The organism is Mesorhizobium sp. STM 4661 (genome assembly GCF_000359125.1).
In the GTDB taxonomy this organism is placed as follows: domain Bacteria; phylum Pseudomonadota; class Alphaproteobacteria; order Rhizobiales; family Rhizobiaceae; genus Mesorhizobium.
In genome coordinates this window covers 66,349-86,015 of the sequence record NZ_CAAF010000052.1, presented here as the reverse complement: position 1 = coordinate 86,015, position 19,667 = coordinate 66,349, and the positions used below count along the sequence as shown (strand labels likewise).

21 protein-coding genes, 1 tRNA gene and 1 pseudogene are annotated in these 19,667 nt (G+C 61.6%); 12 read left to right on the top strand and 11 right to left on the bottom strand.

Annotated features, from left to right (window positions below; translation table 11 throughout):
* The first annotated feature begins 145 nt into the window (after positions 1-145).
* Positions 146-1,009, top strand: coding sequence for an HTH-type transcriptional regulator BhcR (bhcR, locus tag MESS4_RS17045; protein ID WP_006333274.1), 864 nt, complete (start codon positions 146-148; stop codon positions 1,007-1,009).
* Between the two features lie 96 nt (positions 1,010-1,105).
* Complete coding sequence (locus MESS4_RS17040) at positions 1,106-1,591, top strand: YbaK/EbsC family protein (RefSeq protein WP_006333272.1); 486 nt, start codon at positions 1,106-1,108, stop codon at positions 1,589-1,591.
* Positions 1,592-1,627: 36 nt separating this feature from the next.
* Here the strand turns inward: MESS4_RS17040 and MESS4_RS17035 are convergent, their stop codons facing one another.
* From MESS4_RS17035 to MESS4_RS32360, 3 genes are all read right to left on the bottom strand, one after another.
* Positions 1,628-1,984 (bottom strand): hypothetical protein, encoded by a 357-nt coding sequence (locus tag MESS4_RS17035; protein WP_006333269.1) that lies wholly within the window; start codon positions 1,982-1,984, stop codon positions 1,628-1,630.
* 375 nt (positions 1,985-2,359) lie between these two features.
* Positions 2,360-2,659, bottom strand: a complete 300-nt coding sequence (locus MESS4_RS17030; RefSeq protein ID WP_006333268.1) for a BA14K family protein — start codon at positions 2,657-2,659, stop codon at positions 2,360-2,362.
* Positions 2,660-2,981: 322 nt separating this feature from the next.
* Complete coding sequence (locus MESS4_RS32360; RefSeq protein WP_006333267.1) at positions 2,982-3,149, bottom strand: hypothetical protein; 168 nt, start codon at positions 3,147-3,149, stop codon at positions 2,982-2,984.
* 158 nt (positions 3,150-3,307) lie between these two features.
* Between MESS4_RS32360 and MESS4_RS17025 the strand changes: the two genes are divergently transcribed.
* Positions 3,308-3,383, top strand: a tRNA-Thr gene (locus tag MESS4_RS17025).
* Positions 3,384-3,631: 248 nt separating this feature from the next.
* On the opposite strand, the gene MESS4_RS32355 is transcribed toward MESS4_RS17025, so the two are convergent.
* Entirely contained in the window at positions 3,632-3,901 is a 270-nt protein-coding gene (locus MESS4_RS32355; RefSeq protein WP_006333265.1) for a hypothetical protein, read from the bottom strand.
* 145 nt (positions 3,902-4,046) lie between these two features.
* Between MESS4_RS32355 and MESS4_RS17015 the strand changes: the two genes are divergently transcribed.
* On the top strand, positions 4,047-4,685 hold the full coding sequence (locus tag MESS4_RS17015) for a cupin domain-containing protein (protein ID WP_006333263.1): 639 nt from the start codon (positions 4,047-4,049) through the stop codon (positions 4,683-4,685).
* Between the two features lie 76 nt (positions 4,686-4,761).
* Here the strand turns inward: MESS4_RS17015 and MESS4_RS17010 are convergent, their stop codons facing one another.
* The 3 genes from MESS4_RS17010 to MESS4_RS17000 all read right to left on the bottom strand — a co-directional run bounded on the left by MESS4_RS17010 (position 4,762) and on the right by MESS4_RS17000 (position 8,070).
* Positions 4,762-6,474 (bottom strand): diguanylate cyclase, encoded by a 1,713-nt coding sequence (locus MESS4_RS17010; RefSeq protein ID WP_348259953.1) that lies wholly within the window; start codon positions 6,472-6,474, stop codon positions 4,762-4,764.
* A gap of 417 nt (positions 6,475-6,891) precedes the next feature.
* A complete protein-coding gene (locus MESS4_RS32350) occupies positions 6,892-7,368 on the bottom strand; it encodes a DUF995 domain-containing protein (RefSeq protein WP_081609766.1) in 477 nt (158 codons plus the stop codon).
* An 87-nt stretch (positions 7,369-7,455) separates the two neighbouring features.
* Positions 7,456-8,070, bottom strand: coding sequence for a TetR/AcrR family transcriptional regulator (locus MESS4_RS17000; protein WP_006333258.1), 615 nt, complete (start codon positions 8,068-8,070; stop codon positions 7,456-7,458).
* Positions 8,071-8,161: 91 nt separating this feature from the next.
* Here MESS4_RS17000 and MESS4_RS16995 point away from each other — a divergent pair.
* The 6 genes and pseudogenes from MESS4_RS16995 (at position 8,162) to glf (ending at position 14,123) form a co-directional block, all read left to right on the top strand.
* A pseudogene (locus MESS4_RS16995) lies at positions 8,162-9,231 on the top strand (spermidine/putrescine ABC transporter substrate-binding protein).
* 13 nt (positions 9,232-9,244) lie between these two features.
* Positions 9,245-10,090 (top strand): ABC transporter permease, encoded by an 846-nt coding sequence (locus tag MESS4_RS16990; RefSeq protein ID WP_006333249.1) that lies wholly within the window; start codon positions 9,245-9,247, stop codon positions 10,088-10,090.
* Position 10,091: 1 nt separating this feature from the next.
* A complete protein-coding gene (locus tag MESS4_RS16985) occupies positions 10,092-10,874 on the top strand; it encodes an ABC transporter permease (RefSeq protein WP_006333247.1) in 783 nt (260 codons plus the stop codon).
* On the top strand, positions 10,871-11,932 hold the full coding sequence (locus tag MESS4_RS16980) for an ABC transporter ATP-binding protein (protein WP_006333245.1): 1,062 nt from the start codon (positions 10,871-10,873) through the stop codon (positions 11,930-11,932). The genes MESS4_RS16985 and MESS4_RS16980 overlap by 4 nt, the downstream gene beginning before the upstream one ends.
* A gap of 3 nt (positions 11,933-11,935) precedes the next feature.
* Positions 11,936-12,694, top strand: a complete 759-nt coding sequence (locus tag MESS4_RS16975) for an MBL fold metallo-hydrolase (RefSeq protein WP_006333243.1) — start codon at positions 11,936-11,938, stop codon at positions 12,692-12,694.
* Positions 12,695-12,938: 244 nt separating this feature from the next.
* Entirely contained in the window at positions 12,939-14,123 is a 1,185-nt protein-coding gene (glf, locus tag MESS4_RS16970) for a UDP-galactopyranose mutase (RefSeq protein WP_006333239.1), read from the top strand.
* Here glf and MESS4_RS16965 read toward each other — a convergent pair.
* Positions 14,081-15,088, bottom strand: coding sequence for an NAD-dependent epimerase/dehydratase family protein (locus MESS4_RS16965; protein WP_006333233.1), 1,008 nt, complete (start codon positions 15,086-15,088; stop codon positions 14,081-14,083). The genes glf and MESS4_RS16965 overlap by 43 nt on opposite strands.
* 214 nt (positions 15,089-15,302) lie before the next feature.
* The gene (locus tag MESS4_RS33980) at positions 15,303-15,467 is read right to left on the bottom strand and encodes a hypothetical protein (protein WP_198292764.1); all 165 of its coding nucleotides are present in this window, start codon (positions 15,465-15,467) and stop codon (positions 15,303-15,305) included.
* A gap of 255 nt (positions 15,468-15,722) precedes the next feature.
* Here MESS4_RS33980 and MESS4_RS16955 point away from each other — a divergent pair, with 255 nt between their 5' ends.
* Positions 15,723-16,496 (top strand): NAD kinase, encoded by a 774-nt coding sequence (locus tag MESS4_RS16955; RefSeq protein ID WP_006333228.1) that lies wholly within the window; start codon positions 15,723-15,725, stop codon positions 16,494-16,496.
* A gap of 192 nt (positions 16,497-16,688) precedes the next feature.
* Complete coding sequence (locus MESS4_RS16950; RefSeq protein ID WP_006333219.1) at positions 16,689-18,266, top strand: DEAD/DEAH box helicase; 1,578 nt, start codon at positions 16,689-16,691, stop codon at positions 18,264-18,266.
* Positions 18,267-18,340: 74 nt separating this feature from the next.
* On the opposite strand, the gene MESS4_RS16945 is transcribed toward MESS4_RS16950, so the two are convergent.
* Positions 18,341-18,991, bottom strand: coding sequence for an OmpA family protein (locus tag MESS4_RS16945; RefSeq protein ID WP_006333214.1), 651 nt, complete (start codon positions 18,989-18,991; stop codon positions 18,341-18,343).
* 164 nt (positions 18,992-19,155) lie between these two features.
* The gene (locus MESS4_RS16940; RefSeq protein ID WP_006333212.1) at positions 19,156-19,524 is read right to left on the bottom strand and encodes a GFA family protein; all 369 of its coding nucleotides are present in this window, start codon (positions 19,522-19,524) and stop codon (positions 19,156-19,158) included.
* Positions 19,525-19,667 lie beyond the last annotated feature (143 nt).

Sequence of the window (19,667 nt, the reverse complement as noted above, 5' to 3'; positions counted from 1 at the left end):
TTTTTTCAGAATATTTTTTCATTTTTAAAAAACGACACCTATGCACTGATTTTGTTGTATTTTCAGTTTTTCAGATATAGGCTGCTCTGGTTGGTGAAAAACTTTTTCATTGCTCCGTTTGGCGAAATTGGCGACAAATGGCGCCATGGAAACGACCGAAAAACGTCAGCGTGGCCGGCCGCGCTCCTTCAATGGCCCCGCCGAGGCCGCCTCGGTGCAGTCGCTCGACCGGGCGCTGCGCATCCTTGCCATTGTCGCCGAGGGCAGCGGCCTCTCGCTGAGCGAGATCGCCGCCAGTTCCGGTCTTGCCGCCTCCACCGCCTACCGCATGCTCACGACGCTGGAAAGCCACGGCATGGTCGAATTCGACAGCACCGACCAGCTCTGGTCGATCGGCGTCGAGACCTACCGCATGGGCGCGGCGTTCCTGCGCCGCCGCAAGCTGGTCGACCGCGCCCGTGCCGTCATGCAGGACCTGATGGAGAAGACCGGCGAGACTGCCAACCTTGGCGTCGCCGAGGACGATTGCGTCGTCTTCGTCAGCCAGGTCGAGACGCATCAGGCAATCCGCGCCTTCTTCCGCCCGGGCACGCGCAGTTCCTTCCATGCGTCCGGCATCGGCAAGGCGGTGCTGGCGCATCTCGACCCCGAACGTGTCGCCGCCATCCTGCGCAAGGCCGGGCTGGAGCGCTTCACCGAAAACACGCTTTCCGACATCTCGGCGCTCGCCCACGATTTGGTGAGGATCAAGCTGCGCGGCTGGTCGGTCGACGACGAGGAGCGGCATCCGGGCATGCGCTGCGTGGCCGCCGCCATCTTCAACGAGTTCGGCGAGCCGATCGGCGGCGTTTCGGTCTCGGGGCCGACGGTGCGCGTCACACCGGAGCGGCTGGCCGAGATCGGCCCCCTGGTGCGTGAAGCCGCGGCCGACATCACCAGGATGATCGGCGGCCTGTCGACCCCGCCTTCGCAAGGCCTTGGCAACGGACGGGGTCACTCTTCGACATAGGCGGCACGGACATAGACAGCACGCGTTCGCCTTGACAGCCGCCCGGCAACGGCCAAGTTTGCGTCCATCTTCCGCAAGCCGACGCCCGAAAGACGCATGAGCCTCCAATCCGTCAAAGCCTTCTTCGCCGAACATGCCCCCGACATCGAGGTGATCGAAACGCCGACAAGCTCGGCGACCGTGGCGCTCGCGGCCGAGGTGCATGGCGTCGAGCCGGGGCAGGTCGCCAAGACCATCTGCCTGCGCGTCGGCGACCGGGTCATGCTGGTCGTCGCCCGCGGCGACGCGCGCATCGACAACCGCAAATCGCGCGATGCATTGGGCGGCAAGCCGCGCATGCTCGATGCCGAGCAGGTCGCCGAAATCACTGGCCATCCGGTTGGCGGCGTCTGCCCCTTCGGCCTCGCCTCGCCGCTGCCGGTCTATTGCGACGTCTCGCTGCGCGCCTACGATCAGGTCGTGCCAGCGGCCGGCGCAACCAATGCGGCGGTCAAGATCGGCGTCGAGCGCATGGCCCGGCTGGTCGGCGCCGAATGGTGCGACATCTGCCAGGACGCCGTGCCGGAGCCCGCCACAGCCTGACAGCAGCGACGAACGGCCGGGCCGCGATGTTGGAGGCTAAGCCCCAGGCAGCGCGCTCCTGGCCGACACTTCGAAGACGTCGAGCAGGATCGCGAGCCCGACGCCGCAGGCGGTCAGGACGAGGCCGGTCATGAAGACACGGTTGGCGCGCTCGTAGACGCGCCGGCGCAGGGAACTTGTGCCGAGCAGCACGGACAGCGCCCGCATCTGCAGCGCGATGCCGACCAGGATCGGCGCCACGGCGAGCAGATGGTGGAGTTGCCACGGTATCGGGTTGGCGGCCCAATGCGTGATGAAGCCCAGCGAAAACGCCAGCAGGATGCCGACGGTGGTGACCGTGCCGTTGCGGAAAAGGGTCTCGATCAACTCTTCCTTGGGTTCTTGCTCGTCCACGCCTTCTCCCCCTCTGCCGGCTTCGCCGTCAGATTAAGCTGTCGGGAAATCCCTGTACACCGACAAAGGCCGATCGCCATAGGACACAGTCGCTTCAGCTTTGCGCCGCTTGCGCCTGCGTTCCAGCGTTGGTGGCTGGCGAAAGCCGACGTAGCGCCCGATGTCCCCAGTCCAAACACCCCCTTGCGGGGGAGATGTCCGGCAGGACAGAGGGGGGTGGGAAGGATCGCCAACTTCGACTTGCAGCCAAGCTGGGATTAGCCTGAGGGGCTTGGCTGCGATTGGTTGACAGGTCGGAGGGACAGCACCCCCCTCTGCCCTGCCGGGCATCTCCCCCGCAAGGGGGGAGATCGGCAGCTTCACCGACGGTGCCTCTCAAAGCCGGCAATAGCGGCGATTACCGTCGTAGCCGACATAGGTGTCGGTGTAGGGATCGTAGCTCTGGTAGCGATCGAGGCAGCGGCGGACATGCCAGGAGCCGCCCTCTTCCTCGATATAGACGGTACGCGGCTGGGCGAGCGCGGTGCCGAGCAGGAAGCCGCCGACGCCGGCGGCGATGCCGATGCCGAGGTGCCTCCTGTGATGACTGCCATGGGCAGCCGAGGGCTGAATGGTGCCGGCCAGCATGACGGCCGCGACGGAGGTGGCGATAAGGCTGGAAATGAAAGTGCGCATGATGATCTCCTTGCTTCGTTGTGAGAGGCGATCCATCCGCCCCTTGACCATCGGTCGTTTCGGCAAGGAAAAAGGTTCGAAGCTTCCTTGAAATTTTTCGAGCGGCAGCTTCGCCGGCACATCAAGCAAAAAGGGCGGCCGAAGCCGCCCTTTCACGAACCGGGTCACCGATCAAAGGAAGATGATCACCTTGCCATGCTTGTGGTGATGAGTAGTGAGTAGTGAGTAGTGAGTAGTGAGTAGTGAGATGCGTGCCATGACGCGTTGCGATTCACTACTGACTACTGACTACTGACTACTGACTACCCACTCTTTCGCCGGTTCAGCCCATGCCGGTGACGTGGCGCAGCCAGAAGGCAAGCGCGATGAAACCGACGATGGTGGTAACCCCGGTCCAGTCGACATTGGCGTTCTTCACGTCCCTGATAAGCTTCACCAGGAGAAGCCAGGCCACCACGACGATCGGCAGAATGATGACAAGTCTGATCATGCGACACCCTCGCGCAAGCGATTGCACCTCGATCAAATATAGGAAGCGAATGGGCCGTTTTCAGGATGCCTTCCCCGGGAGCCGATGCAGCAGGGCCGATAACCGAAAATGGAGTTTTGTCTTTACTGGCGCAGCAAATATGCTAACCGGAGCGCCGTGCCCTTGTAGCTCAGCTGGTAGAGCAGCGGTTTTGTAAACCGAAGGTCGGCGGTTCGATTCCGTCCGGGGGCACCACCCTTCGCTCTTCGAGCTTCGGGTGGCAGGCCACCCGGGGCTCGTTAGACGAAGGAGTGTCCTCCGAAGCCTTGGCGAAGGAGGACTGTCGACGGTTCGATTCGGAGCCGCTGAGGCGCACCGGTCTCCTCCACACAGACATCGCCCTACTTTTGCTCATGCGCCCATGCACTCGCGCCCGGCCGGCATCCAGTCCCGGTCATTCAATGCCATTCGATTAAACTTCTCCTGTGTATATTAGTAATCGCTCAATTTAGCGCGCTGACAATATCCGTGCGGCGGCCAAACCAATAGGTGTTGTCATGCGAAGCGACTTCGCTGCGGCGCGCGAGCTTTTGGAGTGCGCGCAAAACCGCCTCTGCGGTCTCGACGAAACGAGCCAACGCGTCAGCCTGGCACTGGACGCGCTGATCGAGGAAATAGCCATCGCCGAATTCCGGAAAGCGCCGGTGACGATCGTGCCGTTTCCCCGCTCGCGGCCGCCCAGGCATGCTCGCTAGAATCGCGATTGCGCCCATGTTGACGGGAAGCCATGGAGTGGCTCGCGCGTTCGCGCCTTACGTTTCTTGGGGTATAGGCGTATCGTGGTTCACGCGAAGAAAGCTGTGCGATCGGGGTGTTTTGACATCAGCGCGCCGGTATTCGTAAGAAACGAGCTGATCCATGTCACGCTGTGGGGATGTCTACGAGAACAAGGTGACCGGTGAATTTGCCGTGATCCTGCGTGGCACCGAAGACCGTGGCCAGGGACCAGGCATTGCTCATTTGACCGCCCGGCCGGGGGCTGCGGTGGTCGGCGAGCACTTCCACCCGAACATGATCGAACGGTTCACCGTCTTCAGCGGCCGGCTCGACGCCCGCATCGCTGGGAAGACTTTCTCCCTGGAGCCCGGCCAATCCGCAACGGCGGAGGCTGGCGTGGCGCATGATTGGTGGAACAGCAGCAAGACCGATGAAGCGCATGTCCTGATCGAATTCGAACGGGCGCACGGCGCCGACCACATCGACCCGAACCGTTTCGAACTGCTGATCGGCATGCTCTTCGGCCTGGCCAATGCCGGCAAGGTGGACAGCAAAGGCAGGCCTTCGCCGCTTCAGGCGGCAGTCATCGCCAGGGAATTTGCCGACGTGGTCGTCTTCACCCGGCCGTCACCCGCGATCCAGCGAGTGGCGCTCGGAATCCTGGCGCCGCTCGCCAATCTGCTTGGCTATCGGGCGATCGACCCCAGCTACTGCAGACCGCACGGACATATCACGCCGGCCCCCGAAATTCTCGCTCTGGCGGGTCTTCCGGCTGCCTGATTCCGATCGGATGCAGGTATTAGTCGCTTCGGAGTTGTTGAGCCGCTGATGATCGCCGCGCCTTTATGGCGCGTCGTTACCCGCGTCGAGCGGCGGTCGTCGCAATTGCACCCGGTTCATAGGCTTTCCAGGTGCCCCGGCCTCTTGCCTTGGCCTGATAGAGCGCCTTGTCGGCATTCTTGAGCAGCCCATCCGGGTCTGATTGATCCCCGGGAAAGACGGTATAACCGATGGTTCCGCCGGGAAGCAGGGTGACATCGTCCATCTTCAGCGGCTGCGACAAGTTCTTCATGATCCGTGTCGCCAGGCTGACGTCGCCGGTGCCGTCCGTGGGACCGTACATCAGCACGGCGAATTCATCGCCACCCAGTCTCGCCACCATGTCACCACGCCTGATCGCCTTCTCGAGACGCCGTGCAATCTCGACCAGAAGCATGTCTCCCACGGCATGCCCGAAATTGTCGTTGACCTCCTTGAAGCGGTCGAGGTCGAGAAGCATGACGACAAGCTCGCCGCCCTCCGATCGCGCCTTGTCGACCAGCCTGTCGAGTTCGCGGTTGAAGAAGGCGCGGTTTGGCAAGCCGGTGAGAGGATCATGAAGCGCCTGGCGTTCGAGACTCTTCTCGAAACTGCGCCGCTCCGTTACATCCGAGATCGTCTGCACCGTGCAGCCATTGGCCAAGACCTTGCTGCGCGAGGCAAATGTTCTGCCATCACCGAGTTCGATCAGCTTCTCGCCGTCCTCGCGGAGCGTCGCAAGCTTTTCAGCAAGATGATCGTCCAGGCTTTTGCGAGGAGCAAGCGGCTCCTCGCCAAGTTTGACCGACGCCCGGATGATATCGGCGAAGCTGGCACCCGGCATCCGCAGATGTGCGGTGAGAGGAAACAATTCCCGAAACCGATTGTTGCAGAACAGAATGGTGCCATCCGGATCGTACATCGCCAGCCCATCATTCATGTGCTCAAGCGCCTGATCCAGATGGGCCTGGGTCTCTTCGAGCCTTGTTTGCAACGTCCTGCGCAGCGTGACATCGCGATTGTGCGTGATCAGCCCGACAACATCGCCCAGATCGTTCGTCATCGGGGCCTTCAAAGTCGACAGCCAACCGGTCGAGCCATCGGCAAAAATGCCTGGCTGCTCGATGGTGGCATGCTTTCCTTCCCGAAGCACCGCCAGTTCGTCGTCACGAAACCGTTTCGCGAGTTCTGGCGGGAAGAAATCGAAATCGGTCTTGCCGAGGAGATCGTCCGCGCTCGCCGCTCCCATCAGTTTCGCAGTAGCCGGATTTGCCGCCAGAAACCGGCCATCGACACCTTTGATGTTCAGACAATCCGGCAAGGCGTCGACCATGGAGCGAAAAAGCTGGTTGGCGACGGACAGCTCGCGACGCCTCATTTCCTGCAGAAGCAGAGCGCCCAGAAGCAGGGTGGCGACAAACGCCAGCAAAACACGCTGCCAAAGCTGCGCTATCAGAACAGCCTGCTTTTCCACGGGCAGCGTCAGCACAACCAAGGAACCGAAAGACGCGACCGCGGCAGCCATGAGCATGAGGTCCAGGTATCGGATGCGCCGGGATCCGCGCAGAGCATAGCCAACCAGCCCAATGGTCGTCGCAAGCACAATGCTCAAAACGCCCGAGAAGACTGCTCCGCCGAGATAGAGGCGGTACAGCACAGCCGCCCCGGCTGCCATGACAGCGGCGGGCACGCCGCCGAAAAAGCCTGTCACGGCGATCAATGGCCCACGAAAATCATTGTAGACGCCGGGGGATGCCTCGAAGGCCATCATCATCGAGCCGATGGTGCCCGCGGTCATCACCGCGCCAAACAGCAGCTTTTGGCGTGTCTCGCTCAACCGGGCCACGAAATCGCCGACGGAACTCCAGGCAACCAGCATGACCGCGGAGGCGGCGAGATTCGCAAAAAGAGGTTGCCAGATAGCCACCAGGGGAACCTTTCGGCATAAGACCGGCAGGCATTGTCGACGGTGGCGAATTTCTGATTGGTTACTTCGACGTATTTATTTGATTGAATGGTGAATTTATCGCCTGTGGAGCATCAGCGACGACGGACAGAGCGAAGAACTGAGGTGCTAAATATCTCGCCAAGATATGCACTTCGGGCGCGCGACCAGAGTCAGGGCGCCCAAGCCTGCAGCTTCGCCGGGCGGCAATGCCGTCTCCCCAAAAAGCGTTCGTTGATCAGCTTATGATTTAGTCAGTTTCGCGTATTCCTTGGATACCTTGTCTCCGGCTTTCAGGCTCTTCAACTCGCCTTGGTAATAGTCATCCTTCTTGGGTTTGGAGCCATCATAGCGGGTCGACCATAACGTCCAGATCTTCTTTCCGTCCTTGTACCACTGCCAGCAATCGGACGCTTTACCGGTATCGGCCGACTTGATCGACTTCCAGGCAACCTTCATGCAATTTCGGTTTGAAGAAACACTCCAACTGCCTGAAAAAGTAACCTTCCCCTTTGTATTATAACCGATGACATTCCCGTCCGGAGCAAAGAAAGCGCGAGCGTCGTCCCAGACAGCGGACTTTCCTGAATAGACGGCACGCACTTCATCCGCCGACATAGGTTTAGCGGTCTTGGGCAAATTGTCGGCGGATGCGGCCGATACCTGCGCTGCCAGAATCGAGACCAAAATAGGGAATGCTGCTGAACGAATTCGTCTCATAACGCTACTCCCCCCTCGTTGATTGTCGCCTTCTATCGCGCAAGTACTTTATATTATTCTAAATAACGGTCAACTAATTAGGCGTTCTCAAACCGTGATCGCCGCCACCAGAATGCGGTTCTGCCGGCGTATTGCCGCGCGCAACTCCGCGATCCTGGCCTCGTCGCGTTTCACGAATTCGATGAACATCATGTTCATGTTGTTGAAGATCAATTCGCCGAGGGCCGGCCCGTCGATGTCGCGGCGCACCAGGCCGAGCGTCTGCAGCCTCGCGATCAGCGCGCGGATCTGCTCGGTCAGCGTCCGGTCGAGCCCGGTATAGGCCTGGCCGAACGGGCTATCGGGAAGCTGCGTCGAAATCGCCATCGCCTGGCGCCACATCTCCTTGCTGAGATAATGCAGCGAGTGCTCGATATAGATGCCGAGCAGCGTATCCAGCGCATCGCCGACATTGGCCGGCGGGTTGGCGACGACGCCGCGCCCGGCATTCAGCACCTCGTTGACCTCCATCGAGACGATGGCGCCGAGGATATCGCCCTTATTCTGGTAGTAATTATAGATGGTGCCGACCGAGACCTCGGCCTGCGCCGCGATCGTCTCGATCTTGGCGCCTTCATAGCCGGCCTCGCGGAAAAGATCCGCCGCCGCCTCGATGATGCGGCGGTGCCGGTCCGCCTTTTGCCTTGCCCGCAATCCACTCATATCGGCTGTTTGCCACAAAAACAGAATTGACTCAATTTTAGAATTGGTTCAATTTTTTGCAACAAGCCACAAAGGCAAGGGAGAACACTCGATGTCCAGCAATTTTACCTCCGTTCTGAAAACCCATCTGCGCGCGGCAACCGCGGCCGCAGCATTAATGATTGCGACGGGCTCTCAAGCCGCTGATCTCAACGCGCTGATCTGGTGCGATCACGCCGACCCGGCACTGCTGCAGCCCTTCGAGGAGGCCAACGGCGTCAAGGTCAATGTCAAGGAATTCGAAGGCACCGGCGCCGGGCTAGCGATCGTCGAACAGTCGCAGCCCGGCGACTGGGACGTGATGGTGATCGACAGCATCGACATCCCGCGCGGCGTCGAAAAAGGCCTGTTCGAACCGTTGCCGGAAGACAAACTGCCCCTGGCCGACCTCTTTGCGCAAGTGAAGATGGATGGATCCACTGTCGTCGACGGCAAGCGCTACGGTATCACCGAAAAGTTCGACTACAACACGACGGCTACAACAAGACCAAGGTCGATCCGGCCGACATGCAGTCGCTTGCCACACTCACCGGCGACAAATACAAGGGCAAGATCGCCATCTACGACTATTATCTGCCGGTCATCGGCATGGCGGCACTGGCGATCGGCAAGAAGACGGCAGCGCTGACCGAAGCCGACCTTCCCGCCATCAAGGCCGAGCTGCTGAAGATGAAGGCCAATGCCAAGCTGGTCGGCGAGGTGACCGCCAGCCAGACCGCGCTGGCGACCGGCGAGGTCGACATTCTGGTCGGCGGCGGCGAATGGGTGACGGCGGGGCTGGCCAAGGAAAACCCGGCGCTCGACTTCTCGATCCCGAAAGAAGGCGCGGTGCTGTGGTCGCAGTCGCTGGCCATGTTCAAGGATTCAGAGAACAAGGACATGGCGCTGAAGTTCATCCAGTACATTATGAGCCCGGAAGGCCAGGCGCGGCTTGCCACCTCCTCCTGCTATTGGGGCATGCCGGCGAACAGCAAGGCGGCGCTCACCGAAGACCAAAAGAAGATCCTGCGCTTCGACGAGCAGCCCGGCTTCCTCGCCCGCGCCCAGTCCTATCCGGCGCCGAATGCCGATCTCGACAAGAAGATGCAGGACGTGTGGACCGAAATGCTGCAGGCGCAATGAGCGCCTGCCGGTGATGAACTCTGCCGCAAACAGCGGGCGTGCCTTGCCCTGGGCGCTGGTCACGCCGGCGCTCGGCTGGACATTGCTGTTCTTTGTGCTGCCCTTCCTCGCCATGGGGTTTTCCAGCCTCACGGCGCATGAAGGCGGCAGCTTCACGCTCGCCAACTACAGCCAGTTCTTTGCCAATCCGGCCTATTGGCATGCGATGGTGAACTCGCTTGAGGTGACGGCCATCGTCACCCTCATCTCCGTGCTGCTCGCCTATCCCTTCGCCTGGATCCTTGCCGAACAGGTGCCGGAACGCTGGCAGCGGCTGGCGCTGATGCTGGCCGTGCTGCCGTTCTGGACCTCCTATGTCGTGCGCTCCTATTCCTGGCTCTTGGTGCTGGCGCAGAACGGCGTGATCAACCGCGCGCTGACCGGCTCCGGCCTGTTCAGCGAGCCGCTGCAGCTCGCCAACACACGGCTGGCCACCGTCACCGGCTTCGTGCATTTCTTCGTCATGCTTTTGACGCTCACGATCTTCGCCAATCTGAAGCAGCTCAGCCCCAGCTACCGCAAGGCCGCCGCCGATCTCGGCGCCGGGCCGGTGCGGACCTTCCTGCATGTTGTCCTGCCGCTGACACTGCCGGGGATCATGGTCGGCGCTTTCCTCACCTTCGTGCTCTGCATCGGCGACTACATCACGCCGCAGATCCTGGGCGGCAACAACGAGCTTTTGATGCCGCAGTTGGTGATGATGCAGATCGGCCGGCGCGGCGACTTTCCGCTCGCCTCGGCGCTGTCGATCATCCTGATGGCGGTCGTCACATCAGCCTATCTCGCCTGCGCCCGCTGGCTGAAGATCGAGCGGGCCTGAGATGCGCGCTCTTGTCCGTATCGCTTCCTGGCTCTACGCCCTTGTCGTCTACGGCATCATCTTCCTGCCGGTGATCGTGCTGGTGCTGTTTTCGCTGCAGGCGACGTCGTTTCCGATCCCGCCCTTCACCGGCCCGTCGCTGCGCTGGTACGATGCTGTGCTTTCCGACACGCGGTTGACCTCGGCGCTGGTCAACTCACTTCTTGTCGCCGTCCTCTCTTCGCTCGCCGCCGTCACGCTCGGTTTCCTCTCCGCCTGGGGCTTCGCCCGCTTCACCCTCCCAGGCTCGGCGCTGCTGCGCGGGCTCATCACGCTGCCGCTGACGGTCAGCTATCTCATCATCGGCATGGGGCTGCTGGTGCTGTTCAACTGGGCCGGCGTGCCGAAATCGCTGCTGGCGGCCGGCATCGGCCATGTCGTGATCAACCTGCCGCTCTGCTTCGCCATCATCTACAGCCAGATGGGCGACCACCAGATCAATATAGAGCGCGCCGCGCGCGACCTTGGCGCGCCCGAATGGAAGGTGCTGCTGCTGATTACCGTGCCGGTCATGGCGCCGGCGATCTTCGCCGGTTTCTTCCTGTCGATGACCTTCTCCTGGGACGAGTTCGTGATCTCCTTCCTCTTGACCCGCTTCGATACCACGCTGCCGGTCGAAATCTGGAACCTGCTGCGCTCCGGTCTCAATCCCAAGACCAACGCCATCGGTTCGCTGGTGTTTGCCGTCTCCATCGTGCTGGTGGTGCTGTTCGAACTGACGCTGTTGCGGAGGAAGCCGGCATGACCGCGCCCCTGGTCGATATCCGTGCAGTCTCGCACCGCTTCGGCCAGCAGACGGTTCTGAAGAACGTCTCGCTGCAGATCGAACCGGGCAGCTACACCATCCTGCTCGGCCCCTCGGGCTCCGGCAAGACGACGCTGCTTTCCATTCTCGGCGGCTTTGTCAGCCCGAGCCAAGGCATGGTGTTCATCCGTGGCGAGGACTGCACATCCGTGCCGCCGGCGAAGCGCCCGACGACCACGGTGTTCCAGGACTATGCGCTGTTCCCGCATATGAGCGTCGGCGCCAATGTCGGCTTCGGCCTGCGCATGCAAGGCGTCGATGCCGCGACACGCGCCGCCAAGGCGCGCGAGGCGCTGGCGCTGGTCGGCCTGGCGTCTGCTTTCGACAAGAAGCCGCATCAGCTCTCCGGCGGCCAGCGGCAGCGCGTGGCGCTGGCCCGCGCGCTGGTCATCGAGCCGGCCGTGCTCTTGCTCGATGAGCCACTCGGCGCGCTCGATCTTAAGCTGCGCCGCCAGATGCAGGACGAGTTGAAGGCGATCCAGAAGCGCGTCGGCACCGCCTTCATCCATGTCACCCACGACCAGGAAGAAGCGATGGCGCTGGCCGATCATTGCGTGGTGATGAATGACGGGCGCATCGAGGACGAAGGACCGCCCGAGCGCGTCTATGCGCGGCCGGCGACGCGCTTTTCCGCGACCTTCATGGGTGAAAGCACGATCCTGCAGGGAAACGTGACGGAGGCGAAAAACGGGACGATCTCGGTCGCGACGCCGGCCGGCGCGATCATGTTGCCCGGTACCTTGCAGCCCGGCGCGAAAGTCGCCCTCGCCATCCGGCCGGAGCATCTTGTCCTTGGCGCGGCTGGAGGCGTGGCGCTGGGCAGGGCTGAGGTGAGCGATGTCGTTTTCCAGGGCAGCTTCAAGCGCGTGCTGGCCATCTCAGCCAAAGATCCGGCGCTGCACTTCATCGCCAAGGCTCCGGCTTCGGCCACCGTCCAGACTGGCGACACGGTCGCGGTTTCATGCAACGCTGACGATATCATCCTGCTGACGGACTGAGCGATGGGCATGCTTCCGGTCATCGACGCCCCCAACTGGTACGAAACCATCCGCATGGGCGAAGGCGTGACGCTGATCCATGAGCCGTGGATAAAGCCGTTCTTCCGCTGCAACATCTGGCATGTGCGCGGCCGCGACCGCGATCTTCTGTTCGACTCCGGCCTCGGCCATTTCAGCCTCAGGCGCCACGTGCCGCTGGTGACGGAGCGAAAGCTCACCTGCGTGGCCAGCCACACGCATTTCGATCACATCGGCTGCCATCACGAATTCCCGGACCGCTGCGTGCACCGGGCCGAGGCGGAAATCCTCGCCGATCCGCGCAATGAATGGACGGTCGCCGACCGTTACGCCACCGACGAGATGTTCGATGGGCTGCCGCAAGGCTGGGACACGGCGCGCTACCATATCCTGCCGGCGCCGGCCGGGCGTCTGCTCGAACAGGGCGATGTCGTCGATCTCGGCGACCGTGCCTTTGAGGTGATCCATACGCCAGGCCACTCGCCTGGCGGCATCGCGCTTTACGAGAGGAAGACCGGCGTCCTGCTTTCCGGCGACATCATCTATGACGGCCCGCTGATCGACGATGTCTATCATTCTGATATCGACGACTATGTCGCAACACTGCTCTCCATGCGCGATCTCGATGTCTCGATCGTGCATGGCGGCCACTTCCCAAGCTTCGGCAAGGTGCGCTACCGCCAGCTTGTCGACGAGTATCTCGCGCAAAAGCGGCTGGTCGGCTGCCATCTGCCGCAGAGCTGATGAATCCGTTGGCATCCGCCACTTCGACGCATATGGCTGTCCAGCCCTATCCGTGGTCCGACGATGCCGCCGACGACCCTTCGCACTCGCCCAGATTATGGTGTAAAGGCCGGCCACGGACCCTAAAGCGCGGCGCGGCTGAACAGATCCATACGACGCGCTTTAAGTTTTTGTCTCTACGCATGTCGTTGTCCCAAAACTGCTGCGCACTTTTGGGCGACATGCATCAGGAGCAGGCATACGAATGGACAACAATTTGCTGAACGGTGCCACAATCCTTATTGTCGGCGCTGGATTTTATGGCGCTACGCTCGCCGAGCGCATCGCGACGAAACTCGGCCGGCGCGTACTGGTGATCGATCGGCGCCCGCATATCGGCGGCAATGCCTACACCGAACCGGATTCGTCCACAGGCGTCGAGATACACCGCTACGGGCCGCATCTCTTCCACACATCGAACGAAGAGGTCTGGCGTTACCTCCAGAACTTCACCGGCTTCAGCGCCTACCGTCACCGTGCCTTCTCGACCCATCGCGACCAGGTTTATCCGCTGCCGATCAACCTCGCCACGATCTGCCAGTTCTTCGGCCGGCGCTTCAGCCCCGACGAGGCCCGCGCCATGATTGCCGAGCAGTCGTCGGAACTTGGCGACCGTCTGCCGAGCAATCTCGAGGAGAAGGCGATATCCCTTGTCGGACGGCCGCTCTACGAGGCCTTCATCAAGGGCTACACCGCCAAGCAGTGGCAGACCGACCCGCGCGAGTTGCCGGCGCAGGTCATCACGCGCCTGCCCGTCCGCTACAATTTCGAGGACGGCTATTTCAACGACCGCTTCCAGGGACAGCCGCTGGACGGCTATACCGCGATCTTCGAGAAGATGCTCGCCCACGACCTCATCGAGACGAGGCTTGGCGTCGACTTCTTCGATATCAGGAACTTGCTGCCAGAGGGCCTGCCGGTCGTCTACACGGGTCCCATCGACCGCTATTTCGACTATGCCGAAGGAGAACTCGGCTGGCGAACCATCGACATCGAACTGGAGATCATGGATACGCCGGATTATCAGGGCACCTCGATCATGAACTATGCCGACGAAGCCGTGCCCTATACACGCGTGCTCGAGTTCCGGCATTTCAACCCGGAGCGTCAGCATACAATCGGGAAAACGCTGATCGGCCGCGAATATTCGCGTTTCGCGCGCCGCGCCGATGAACCCTATTATCCGATCGATACACGCAGGGACCAGGCGACCTATGGGCGCTATGTCGCACGCGTGAGCCTCGAAAAGAACATCCATTTCGGCGGCCGCCTGGGCACTTACCGCTATCTGGATATGCACCAGGCCATCGGCTCGGCTCTCAAGGCGTTCGAGACCGTCCTCGAACCCTATTTCGAAGGACGGCTGGACTCCGTGTCGCGAAAGGCCTGAGCAATCGGACCGGCGTCGACAGCCGCTATCTGTTTCCGAAACCATTGAAGGGTCCGCTCAATGCCGTCCTGATAACCGGTTTTCGCTTCCCAGCCAGGGAGAATGCGCCTCGCCAAAGTCAGGTCCGGACAGCGATTTGTCGGATCCTGGGGAGCTGGCGGATGATGCTCGATGGAGCTGCCCGGAATGAGCGAGCAAACAAATTTTGCGATCCGCAGCACCGACACCTCGCAATCGTTTCCGATATTCAGGGGGCCTCGATATGAGATGTTGTCGCGCCAGAAAAAGCGCTCCAGTCCGTCGACAATGTCGTCGACATAGCCCCAGCTTCGCGATTGAGAACCGTCGCCGTAAACGGTCAGGATTCCGGTTGTCAGGGCCTGACTTAAGAAGTTCGAAATCGCGCGGCCGTCGTCGACCCGCGTTCGCGGTCCATAGGTGTTGAAGAGCCTCACTACCCGAACGTCCAGTCCGTCAACCCGTTGCGTCTCGAACAGCAAAGCTTCCGTGCAGCGCTTGCTTTCGTCGTATGACGATCTGGGTCCGGTGCAATCCACGGAGCCTCTGTAGCTCTCGGGCTGTGGGGAAATGAGGGGATCGCCGTAAACTTCCGAGGTCGAGGTAAAGCAGAAACGGCCACCCGGCTTGAGCAATGTCAGAAGATTGAGGGCTCCGCCCACATTGGCCTTGATGGTGCGCGACGGCTCGCGCATGTACCAAGGTGGCGAAGCGGGCGACGCGAGATGGATGATTTCATCGAAGCGGCGATGGGATCGGAAGCTCTCGACGTCCTGTATTTCCAGGCTCAGGCGCGGGTCGGTGATATCAGCAATGTTTTGGCGCGATCCGGTCCACAGATTGTCGACGACAACCAGGCTTTCCAGATCGTCGCGCGACAACAGGCGGTCGATCAAATGCGAGCCGATGAAACCGCAGCCTCCGGAAACCAACACGCTGCGCGCCATGGAAAATTCAACCCCTCGACGTCAGGCCAGTCAACGAACCGCAGAACCCGATCCGAAGCCATGAGTCTTCTTCTGCCAGAGCGTTCATCTACATCGCGACCGGCTGGAATTGCAACGAGCGACCTTGAGCGCGTGCGCGGATGCGTACAGCCGAGGGCGGCGCCGCATACATTGTTTGCCCCACCCGGAGTTCACGCTGCGGTGCTTCGCGGACTCACAGCGCCCGTTGCGGACACGGCATGCCTGCGGCGTCGCCGCAGCGTGAAGCCGTGGGTTGAGGTCTGAAACTGGTTTCTTCGGACTGGCGCACCAGTTCGGCGAAGACAAGGGCAAAACTTCCCAGCATCAGGAAGACGATGATCAGGCGTGCCAGTGGCAATAAATCGGCCTCGACTGGTTAGCCCCCACGCCACCCATCCACTGCCGGCTAACATGATCGATCCGGCTTTACGAGAGCTTAAGCCGGGCCTTAACCATCACATTCTCTTGTCATGCGACACGATGCGCGAGCAATGGATCAGCGCTTGGCCGGAGAAGACAGCGCCTCCCTTTGCAGAAATGTCCGCCCATGCTACCCCGGCGCTGGCGCGGCCCAAGCAACCGGTCGCCGCCAATCGGTCGTCATCGGGGAGCCATGAGCAAAGCCGCCAGCCGTTTCGCCTTCGTCTCGTCCGACACCGCCGACGCCAGAGCAGCGCTGGAAAGCCTGTCGGCGCGCTATGGCCAGGCATCCGTCGAGGATGCCGGAATCGTCGTTGCGCTCGGTGGCGACGGCTTTCTGCTGCAAACCTTGCGCGACACGATGAGCACGGGAAAGAAGGTCTACGGCATGAACCGTGGCACCATCGGCTTCCTGATGAACGAATATCGCGCCGGCGACCTGGCAGAGCGCATCGACGCCGCGGTGGCCGAAACAATCCGTCCGCTGGAAATGCAGGCGGTGACGCCTGACGGCGAAACGATTTCGGCGCTGGCGATCAACGAGGTGGCGCTGTGGCGTCAATCCTACCAGACGGCCAAGATCCGCATCACCGTGGACGAGCAGGAGCGGCTGGAGGAATTGAGCTGCGACGGCGTGATGGTGGCGACGCCGGCCGGCTCGACCGCCTATAATCTTTCCGCGCACGGGCCGATCCTGCCGCTCGACGCGCCATTGCTGGCGCTGACCCCGGTCAGCCCGTTTCGGCCGCGCAACTGGCGCGGCGCGCTGCTCTCCAACAAGGCGACCGTGCGCTTCGACATTCTGGAGCCGGAAAAGCGGCCGGTGAACGCCGCCGCCGACCACACGGAGGTCAAGGCGGTGACCTCGGTCACGGTCCGGGAATCGCCGAATGCGACGGCGACGCTGCTGTTCGATCCCAACCATTCGTGGAACGAGCGCATTCTCGCCGAGCAGTTCCGCTACTGAGCCGACATAGCAACGCGCGGCCAGATTAAGCATTGCAATTAAGGTTACGACTTCACAATCGTTCCATTCCCGCCTGTTTCTGTTGACAAATCGCGGGCTTGCGCCTATCGCAATGCACAATATTGCAGGCGCGTGGCGCTTGCCGCGACGGATGCCGTTGCGCTCCCCCGAACCAGCCAAAGACAACAACACTTGTCCTCAGACACCACGATCGCTCAAGAAGCGTTGACTTTCGCAGACCTCGGCCTGTCGCCGAAGGTCCTTTCCGCAGTCACCGATGCCGGCTACACCGAGCCGACACCGATCCAGGCCGGCGCCATCCCGCATGCCTTGCTCGGCAAGGATATTTTGGGCATCGCCCAGACCGGCACCGGCAAGACGGCTTCCTTTGTGCTGCCGATGCTGACGCGCCTCGAAAAAGGCCGGGCACGCGCCCGCATGCCGCGCACGCTGATTTTGGAGCCGACGCGCGAACTCGCCGCGCAGGTCGAAGAGAATTTCATCAGATACGGCAAGAACCACAAGCTCAACATCGCGCTGCTGATCGGCGGCGTGTCCTTCGACGAGCAGGACAAGAAGCTGGAGCGCGGCGCCGACGTGCTGATCGCGACGCCCGGCCGCCTGCTCGACCATCGCGAGCGCGGAAAACTCCTGCTCAACGGCGTCGAGATCCTCGTCATCGACGAGGCCGACCGCATGCTCGACATGGGTTTCATCCCCGACATCGAGCGCATCTGCGAGATGATCCCGTTCACCAGGCAGACGCTGTTCTTCTCGGCGACGATGCCGCCGGAGATCACCAAGCTGACCGAGAAATTCCTGCACGCGCCGGTGCGCGTCGAGGTCTCGAAAGCCGCGTCCGCCGCCACCAACATCATCCAGCGGCTGGTGAAGTCCGGCTCCAAGCCCTGGGACAAGCGCGAGACGCTGCGCAACCTGATCAAGGCCGAGGATGCGGAGTTGAAGAACGCCATCATCTTCTGCAACCGCAAGGTGGAGGTTTCGGAGCTATTCCGGTCGCTCTTGAAATACGACTTCGATGCCGGCGCGCTGCATGGCGACATGGACCAGCGCGCGCGCATGCAGATGCTGGCCAATTTCCGGGACGGCAAGTTGCGATATCTCGTCGCCTCGGACGTTGCGGCGCGCGGCCTCGACATTCCCGATGTCAGTCATGTCTTCAACTATGACGTACCGATCCATGCCGAAGATTATGTCCATCGCATCGGCCGCACCGGCCGTGCCGGACGCTCGGGGAAATCCTTCACCATCGCCACCAAGTCGGACACCAAATACATCGACGCCATCGAGCGGCTGATCGGCACCAAGATCGAGTGGCACGACGGCGATTTGTCGACAGTGGTCGCCAGCGAGGGCGAGGACGAAGCACCGCGTCGTGGTCGCGGCGCGCCACGCCGTGCCGGCCGCAAGGACGACGACCGCAAGGACAGGGGCGAGCGCAAGCCACGCGAGCGCCACGCCAAGCCCGGCGCAGAAGCGGTATCGGAAACCGCGCTTGAGGAATTGCCAGCCGTGGCCGATGCCGTGGTCAACGACATTGACCAGCGGCGTACGCGCAAGGAAGCGATCCGTTCGGAAAACACCGAACGCCAAGCTTCATCCGAACGCAGCGCACCGCGGACGCCGGAACGTGGCGACACCAAGCCGCAGCGTGACCGCCCTGCCCGCCACCGCCAGGAAGACAATGACGCGACCGTCGGCTTCGGCGATGACATGCCGGCCTTCATGCGCATCGTCGCCAAGGTCTGACACCGGCGCCGCGCTTTCTTTGAACGTCCAACAACGGCCCCTTGCGGGGCCGTTGTTGATTCTATCGGCTTCGCTCAGGTGAGCGGCGAAAGCTGGATCTCGACGCGGCGGTTCTGCGCGCGGCCCTCGGCTGTGGCATTTGAGGCGATCGGGCGCGTCTTGCCGAAGCCGGTGACGGCGAAGCGGCGGGAATCGACGCCTTGCCCTGACAGATAGTTGGCTACCGCCAAAGCGCGGCGCTGCGACAGGTCGAAATTGTACTCGGCGCTGCCAGTCGAGTCGGTGTGGCCGAATACGTCGACCGTGGTCTGCTTGAACTTCTTCAGCACAAGCGCCACCGAATTCAGGACGTCATAAAAGCCAGGCTTCACCGCATCCTGGTCGACGTTGAAGGTGATGTCGGACGGCATGTTCAGGATGATCTGGTCGCCGGTGCGGGTGACGCTGACGCCGGTCCCCTCAAGCTGCCGGCGCAGTTCCGCCTCGTTCTGGTCCATGGTGGCGCCGATGGCGCCGCCGGCAAGCGCGCCGATGCCGGCGCCGATCAGTGCGTTGCGGCGATCATTGCCGCCGGCAAGCAGGCCGACGCCCGCGCCCGCCAGCGCGCCGAGACCGGCGCCGGCCGCGGTGTTGGAGATCTTCTGATCTCCAGTATATGGATCGGTGGTGGTGCAGGCGCTCACGAGTACAGCCGTCGCCACAACGACGAGCACAGTCTTTTTCATTGGGTCGTCCCTCTCCAAACCGCGGTCGCGCCGACGGCGCGCCATATCAGCCCTTCCTCAAGCTTTGTAACATGAAATGCGGCGAAAAGCGGAACAGGGAAAGCGCCGGCTACTGCTTTTCCCAGCTCAATTCCACGGTCGCCATATTGGGCAATTTTGATCGGCTACCAGAGATTCTTGCCGTCGATAACCACCACTTCGACCCTGTCGAGATCGAAATCGTCAAACAGGCGCGCGTTCACGCTGATCTTCGGATTGTCGAAATCCGGCTTGCCGGTCGACCAGTCCGGCGTTTCGGTGAAAGTGCCGCAGCCGCAGGTGGCGCAGAACCCATGCTTTACGGTCTTCGATCCCCACCGATAGAAGGAAACATTCTCGATCGGGCTGGTGAGCTTGAACTGCGACGGGGTGTAGTAGGCCCACAACGAACCGCGCTTCGAGCAGAAGGAACAGGTGCATTGCGTGACGGTCCGCGGCGCTTGCGAAACCTCGAATGTCGTCGCCCTGCAGTGGCAACTTGCCTTGATGGTCATGAACGAATTCCTCTCCCGTTGCCCACCGCCTGAGCAGCAAGGCAACATAAAGAAACGGTCCTGACAACCATCTGTCAGCAGGCTTGCGCGCCCGCCATGCGCAGAGTCAAAATGTCAGAGCGTCCTTTGCGCGTCCAAATTGG

Bases quoted from the DNA above. Each gene is read 5' to 3' on its own strand.
- MESS4_RS32360 (WP_006333267.1), bottom strand. From the start codon at position 3,149: ATGATCAGACTTGTCATCATTCTGCCGATCGTCGTGGTGGCCTGGCTT.
- MESS4_RS16955 (WP_006333228.1), top strand. From the start codon at position 15,723: ATGAGCAAAGCCGCCAGCCGTTTCGCCTTCGTCTCGTCCGACACCGCC.
- glf (WP_006333239.1), top strand. From the start codon at position 12,939: ATGGACAACAATTTGCTGAACGGTGCCACAATCCTTATTGTCGGCGCT.
- MESS4_RS16990 (WP_006333249.1), top strand. From the start codon at position 9,245: ATGAACTCTGCCGCAAACAGCGGGCGTGCCTTGCCCTGGGCGCTGGTC.
- MESS4_RS17015 (WP_006333263.1), top strand. From the start codon at position 4,047: ATGTCACGCTGTGGGGATGTCTACGAGAACAAGGTGACCGGTGAATTT.
- MESS4_RS17010 (WP_348259953.1), bottom strand. From the start codon at position 6,474: ATGATGGCCTTCGAGGCATCCCCCGGCGTCTACAATGATTTTCGTGGG.
- MESS4_RS16940 (WP_006333212.1), bottom strand. From the start codon at position 19,524: ATGACCATCAAGGCAAGTTGCCACTGCAGGGCGACGACATTCGAGGTT.
- MESS4_RS16985 (WP_006333247.1), top strand. From the start codon at position 10,092: ATGCGCGCTCTTGTCCGTATCGCTTCCTGGCTCTACGCCCTTGTCGTC.
- MESS4_RS16980 (WP_006333245.1), top strand. From the start codon at position 10,871: ATGACCGCGCCCCTGGTCGATATCCGTGCAGTCTCGCACCGCTTCGGC.
- MESS4_RS32350 (WP_081609766.1), bottom strand. From the start codon at position 7,368: ATGAGACGAATTCGTTCAGCAGCATTCCCTATTTTGGTCTCGATTCTG.
- bhcR (WP_006333274.1), top strand. From the start codon at position 146: ATGGAAACGACCGAAAAACGTCAGCGTGGCCGGCCGCGCTCCTTCAAT.
- MESS4_RS17030 (WP_006333268.1), bottom strand. From the start codon at position 2,659: ATGCGCACTTTCATTTCCAGCCTTATCGCCACCTCCGTCGCGGCCGTC.
- MESS4_RS16945 (WP_006333214.1), bottom strand. From the start codon at position 18,991: ATGAAAAAGACTGTGCTCGTCGTTGTGGCGACGGCTGTACTCGTGAGC.
- MESS4_RS32355 (WP_006333265.1), bottom strand. From the start codon at position 3,901: ATGGGCGCAATCGCGATTCTAGCGAGCATGCCTGGGCGGCCGCGAGCG.
- MESS4_RS17040 (WP_006333272.1), top strand. From the start codon at position 1,106: ATGAGCCTCCAATCCGTCAAAGCCTTCTTCGCCGAACATGCCCCCGAC.
- MESS4_RS17000 (WP_006333258.1), bottom strand. From the start codon at position 8,070: ATGAGTGGATTGCGGGCAAGGCAAAAGGCGGACCGGCACCGCCGCATC.
- MESS4_RS16975 (WP_006333243.1), top strand. From the start codon at position 11,936: ATGGGCATGCTTCCGGTCATCGACGCCCCCAACTGGTACGAAACCATC.
- MESS4_RS16965 (WP_006333233.1), bottom strand. From the start codon at position 15,088: ATGGCGCGCAGCGTGTTGGTTTCCGGAGGCTGCGGTTTCATCGGCTCG.